Origin of the sequence: Bradyrhizobium sp. (assembly GCF_049581145.1) — a bacterium.
Lineage (GTDB): Bacteria > Pseudomonadota > Alphaproteobacteria > Rhizobiales > Xanthobacteraceae > Bradyrhizobium.
In genome coordinates this window covers 1-6,029 of record NZ_JBAURI010000966.1, presented here as the reverse complement: position 1 = coordinate 6,029, position 6,029 = coordinate 1, and the positions used below count along the sequence as shown (strand labels likewise).

At 62.3% G+C, this 6,029-nt stretch carries 4 protein-coding genes; all 4 read left to right on the top strand.

The window, feature by feature from the left end:
• On the top strand, positions 1-2,322 hold a 2,322-nt coding region (locus WCB02_RS31510), incomplete at its 5' end, for a sulfotransferase (protein ID WP_423964310.1).
• Between the two features lie 36 nt (positions 2,323-2,358).
• Positions 2,359-3,696, top strand: coding sequence for an autotransporter strand-loop-strand O-heptosyltransferase (locus WCB02_RS31505; RefSeq protein WP_423964308.1), 1,338 nt, complete (start codon positions 2,359-2,361; stop codon positions 3,694-3,696).
• Between the two features lie 191 nt (positions 3,697-3,887).
• Positions 3,888-4,130 carry a hypothetical protein gene (locus WCB02_RS31500; RefSeq protein ID WP_423964305.1) on the top strand — a complete coding sequence of 81 codons (243 nt, stop codon included), beginning with the start codon at positions 3,888-3,890 and terminating at the stop codon, positions 4,128-4,130.
• Between the two features lie 245 nt (positions 4,131-4,375).
• A partial coding sequence (locus tag WCB02_RS31495) for an Orn/Lys/Arg decarboxylase N-terminal domain-containing protein (protein ID WP_423964302.1) occupies positions 4,376-6,029 on the top strand: 1,654 nt, incomplete at its 3' end.

Genomic DNA, 6,029 nt, shown 5'->3' with positions numbered 1-6,029 from the left:
CGCTACTACCACGCCTACGCATCAGTGATGGAGCACTGGCGGTCAGTGTTGCCGCCGGGGCGCATGCTTGAAGTCCGATACGAAGACCTCGTCGGAGATCTGGAAGGACAGGCACGGCGTCTGGTGGCGCATTGCGGCATTGATTGGGACAACCGTTGTCTTTCGTTTCACGAGACCAAGCGTCCCGTCAACACGGCAAGTCTCGTCCAGGTCAGGAAGTCGATCTACACCAGTTCGGTCGGGCGATCGCGGTTCTATGGCGCGAAGCTCAAGCCGCTCACGGACGCGCTGGGGATCGAGAGTTCGGTCGCCACGCCGACGCGGGGCGCGCCCTCAGGCCGCGAGAAACGGCAGTCGAAGCAACGCGCGAGGGTCGACAACGCCCCGCCCGTTCCGAGAAGCAGCAAGGCCGACAGCGCCACGCAGGAAAGCTGGACCGAACTCGCGTCCCAGGTGGCCAAGAAACTGCAGCAGCAGGGAGACCTGGGCAACGCGGAAGCGCTGTTTGGCATCGTGCTCACGCTGCGTCCGGATCACTTCGGCTCGCTGCTGGGGCAGGGTTCGATCTGCGCCGTCACCAACCGGCTCGACGATGCGAAACGCTACCTCACGAAGGCGCTCGCCATCAACAACGAGTCTGCCGAGACCCATGGCAGCCTCGGCGCCGTCCACGCCAGCGCCGGGGACCGTGACGCCGCGACAACCTGCTACCAGAGATCACTTGCGCTCTCCCCCGATCATCCCGGGATTCATTATGCTTACGCGATGCTTCTGGAGTCTCTGGGAAAAAATGCAGAGGCCATCGGACATCTGAGGCGCGCCGTTGCGGGACGGCCCGATCATCTCGACGCCCATTTCGCGCTCGGAAATCTGCTCTACGCCGGCGGACAAAACGCCGAGGCGGTCGCTTGCTATGTCAAGATCCTGCAGTTCAGTCCGCGCCACGCGGAAACGCACAATAATCTGGCCAATGTATACCAGAAGCTGGGCGAGATGGAACGTGCGGTCACGCACTACAAGACCGCGCTGGAGATCAACCCCTCCTATGCCGATGCCTATGGCAATCTGGGCAATGCCTATCTGGTGCTCGATCGTCTCGAAGAATCGATCGAGCAGAATCGACGCGCCCTGGAGTTGAAGCCGTCGAGATTCGGCTCGCACAATAATCAGGGCGTGGCATATCAAGCCTTGGGACGGTCCGAGGAGGCCACACGCGCCTATGAGCGGGCGCTCGAACTGATGCCCAGAGACGCGTCCGTTCACCTCAATCTTGCAAATATGGGGCGGTTCAAGCCTGGCGATCGCCGCCTGCCGGGCCTTGAAAGACTGCTCAGTGAAGTTGAGACACTTGACGTCGACAATCAGATTGCCGCCCATTTCGCGATGGGCAAGGCCCTTGCCGATCTTGGCCAACCCCAGGATGCATTCCGGCATTTGCTGAAAGCCAATGCCTTGAAGCGCAGCACCGTCGACTATGACGAGCCACAGCGGCTGGCGATGTTCAAGAATATCAGGACAATTTTCACGCCGGACTACATGAAGGCCCGATCGGGCGGCGGTGACACGTCGTGGTCTCCGATCTTCATCGTCGGAATGCCCCGCTCCGGAACGACTCTGATGGAACAGGTGCTGGCGAGTCATTCGAAGGTGTTCGGCGCCGGAGAACTGGAGGCGTTCAAGGAGACGATCAAGGAGTGCGTCGAAACCCGCGGCATTGTGCCGGCCTATCCGTTGCTGGCCGAGGCCCTGTCGCCGGATCATATTCGCGAGATCGGCGGGGCATACACCGCCAAGGTGCGGGCACGCGCGCCTGAGGCCGAGCGGATCGTCGACAAGATGCCGCTCAACTTCTGCTTTGTCGGTTTGATCCACCTGGCGCTGCCGAACGCCCGCTTCATTAATATGCGCCGTGATCCCCTCGATACCTGTGTCTCGTGTTTCTCGCTGCTTTTTTCCGGAAGCCAGCCCTTTGCCTACGATCTGGCCGAACTCGGCCGCTACCATCGCGGCTACGAGACGGTCATGGAGCACTGGCACGAAGTGCTGCCGCCGGGTGTCCTGATCGACGTCAATTACGAAGACCTCGTCGATGACCTGGAGGGAACCGCCCGGCGTGCACTCGACCATTGCGAGCTCGGTTGGGAAGATGCCTGCCGCGATTTCCATGAAACGAAGCGCGCAGTGCGAACGGCCAGCCTGATGCAGGTGCGCGAGCCGGTCTACCGGCGCTCGATCGGCGCCTGGCGCCGCTACGCGGAGCATCTGGAGCCGCTGGCGCAGGCTCTCGGGCTCGACATCCGCGCCATGTTGGCGGGGGCGTAACCACGACCATGAGTGTTGCGGTATCCCCGGGCAAGCATGCCGAATGCAGACTTGCCGGATCGGTGCACGAGCGTGGCCGACACCGTGGTTGAAGCGGCACAGGCGACACGGCCGGCGACAGATGCGGCCCCCGGATCGGCGGCCGCGCCGCCTGTGAAGCTCAAATATCCCGCTCCCGCTCCACGCCCCACCCAGGAGGGCCCAAGGGGCATTCGGTTTGATTTCAATGACGGTTTCAGGGTGACGGTTCCTGAAAACGGCCGCCCCTGGAAAGTCAGATTAACCGATCTGGATAGCGGCATCGTCCAGTTCGAGGCCGAACTGCGCGCAGGAGGAATCAGGAGCGCCAAGCGCTACTATGCGCGCTATCGCATTGAGGTGTTCCAGCCGGGCGAAAGTGTCTTCGTGCATGATTATTCAGCCAAGGACCAAGAGGTGCTGGTACAAATTCCGGTCGGCACGCTGGGCGATCCGATCGGATGGCTGCCCTATGCGGTGAAGTTCAGGGAACAACATGGCTGCACGCTGACCTGCGCCATGGCCCAGAGCCTCATCGAAATTTTTCGCGAGGCCTATCCCGATATCACGTTTCTGGCGCATCAAGAAGTCGATACCCAACGTTATTACGCCACTTACAGCATCGGGCTTTTCTTCGACGACAGGCAGGCGATCTGCCAGCCGCGCGACTTTCGCCAGGTCGGGCTGCATCGCACCGCCGGCTATATCCTCGGCGTCGATCCGACCGAAACGAAGCCGCGACTATTCATCGAAAATGATACGCGCCCGATTGCCGAGCCCTATGTCTGCATTTCGGTCCAGAGCACGACCCAGAGCAAATACTGGAACAATCCGGAGGGCTGGCGCGCGATCGTCGCTTTCCTGAAAGATGCCGGTTATCGGGTGGTCTGCATCGACCAGAAGGCGGTTCATGGTCACGGCGAGGTCTGGAATCACATTCCGGAAAGCGCCGAAGACGAGACCGGCGACAAGCCGCTCGCCGAACGAATAAGATACCTCAGACATGCGGCGTTCTTTGTCGGCCTGTCGAGCGGCTTATCATGGCTGGCGTGGGCCGCCGATATTCCTGTCGTGATGATATCGGGCTTCACGCATCCCATCAACGAGTTCCAGACGCCCTACCGGGTGATCAACTTCAGCGCCTGCAACAGCTGCTGGAATGATCCTCAGATCAAGTTCGATCATTACGACTTTCTCTATTGCCCGCGCCACAAGAACACGCCGCGTCAATTCGAATGCTCGCGCCTGATCACAGCGGATCAGGTCAAGGCCGTCATCCGCCGCATTCCGGGATTTGGAATCCACGATCGGCAAGGCACGTCCGATCTGGATCGCAGGACCGCCAGCGAGCAATAGCCAAGCATTTTTGTCATCCCAACTCGCGAGTTGCGGTTCAGTCACGCCGGAATTCGTGATCGCACCAGACGCCGTCGCTCGCACGGCGTTGAATTAACGTGAGGAGATGCCCCCTTTAAACGGCCGATGTCGCCTCGCATCTCCGGTGGGAAGCCAACCGTCTGTGGCTTCTCACTCCATGGAGACATCGAATGACCAAGCTCAAACTTCTGTCGGCGGGACTGATCGCCGCGGGCCTGCTTGCCGCCCCCGCCGCCATGGCTCGCGAAGGCCGCGTCACCTGGCGGCATCTGTCGGCGGACCCCTATGCCGGCGCCGTGCCTGGCGCACGCTATGTTGACGGCCGCCTCTGCTACCCGGCTCCGCGCGTCGGCGCCTTCGCCACGCAGCCCTGGGATCACGACGTCCCCTGCCTGCCCGCGCCGGTTTATTGATCGACTGGCCGGAGCGGTGACCACCGCGCTTGAAGAGATCCGGGCTGGCAACGAAAATTCGCCAGTCCGGCCTCTTTGCCGGGGCAATCGCCACCCGTCCGCGCGCCTCGTGGAAGCGTGCTGCGAGATCTGCTGTCCCTGGCCCGAGAGCCCCATCCCCAGCCTCTATCGCGCCGGCGGCGGCCGTCATCGAACTGTCACCAAATGCGCCAACAGCTTGCCGCGCATGCATTTGGGGACGCCACATGGACTATTTTCGACGCTTCACCTTCCTGTTCGCCGCGCCCGTCTTTGACGTGGACGACCTCGAAGGGGTCCGCTTCAACCAGATCATCAGCGAAATCGAGCGCTCCGGCTTCGAGGTGGTGCGGGCCCGCAAGCTCGAGGACGCCGAAATCGCGGTGCAGACCGATGCCGCGATCGGCTGCATGGTGGTGGACTGGGGCAAGAAGGGCCTGGAAGGCAAGACCGCGGCCCTGATCAACCTGATGCGCCGCCGCGGCCTCGACTTCCCGATCATCCTGTTGATTCGCCGCAAGCGGTTCGAGGACCTGCCGGTCGAAGTGCTCGACTTCATCGACGGCTACGTCTTCCTTTCCGAGGAAACCCCGGCCTTCATCTCCAAGAACCTGATCAGCCGCCTCAAGCAATATGCCGAGACGCTCAAAACCCCGTTCTTCGGCGCGCTGGTCGACTACGCCGAGGAAGGCAATCAGCTCTGGACCTGCCCGGGCCACAATGGCGGCATGTTCTACAGCCGCAGCCCGATCGGCCGGGTATTCGTCGAGCATCTGGGCGAAGCCGTGTTTCGCGACGACCTCGACAATTCCGTGCTCGATCTCGGCGATCTCCTGACCCATGAGGGCCCGGCGCTGAAGGCGCAACAGGAAGCGGCGCAGATCTTCGGCGCCGAAAAGACCTATTTCGTGCTCAACGGCACATCGACCTCGAACAAGGTGGCGCTCGGCGCGCTCGTCACCGATGGCGACCTCGTGCTGTTCGATCGCAACAACCACAAGGCCGCCCATCACGGCGCGCTCCTCATAGCAGGCGGTATCCCGGTCTATGTGCCGGCGACTCGCAACGCCTGGGGCCTGATCGGTCCGATGCGCTGGGATTGCCTCGATGAAACCGCGCTGCGCGAGGCCATCCGCAACCATCCCCTGATCAAGGACAAGGAGGCCTGGCGCAAACCGCGTCCGTTCCGCGTCGCCGTGGTCGAGCAATGCACCTATGACGGCACCATCCACAGCGCCGAGATGATCCTGAAGCAGATCGGGCACCTCTGCGACTACATCCTGTTCGACGAGGCCTGGGCCGGCTTCATGAAGTTTCACCCGCTCTATGCCGGGCGCTTTGCCATGAGCCTTTCCGGCCTGACCGCCGAGGCGCCCGGCATCATCGCCACCCAGTCCTCCCACAAGCAGCTCGCGAGCTTCTCGCAGGCCTCGCAGATCCACATCAAGGACCGTCACATCCGCGGCCAGAAGCGCCGGGTCGAGCACCGGCGCTTCAACGAGAGCTTCATGCAGCACGCCTCGACCTCGCCGTTCTATCCGCTGTTTGCCTCGCTCGACGTCGGCGCGCAGATGATGAAGGGACGTTCCGGCGAAGTGCTGTGGGACGACACCGTCCGGCTCGGGATCGAGCTGCGCAAGAAGATCCGCGCCGTGCGCCGCGAGTTCGAGGAAAAGGAAACCCGGCCCGAGCGCCGCTGGTTCTTCGAGCCGTTCGTGCCGGATCGGGTCGCGATCCCGGACGTGGCACGCGACGGCGGCGTCCACAACGTCGCCTGGGAGTCGATCAGCACCGATCTGCTCGCCAGCAACCCCTCCTATTGGCAACTGACGCCAGAGGCCGCCTGGCACGGCTTTCCGGGAATGATGCCGGGGTTCGCGA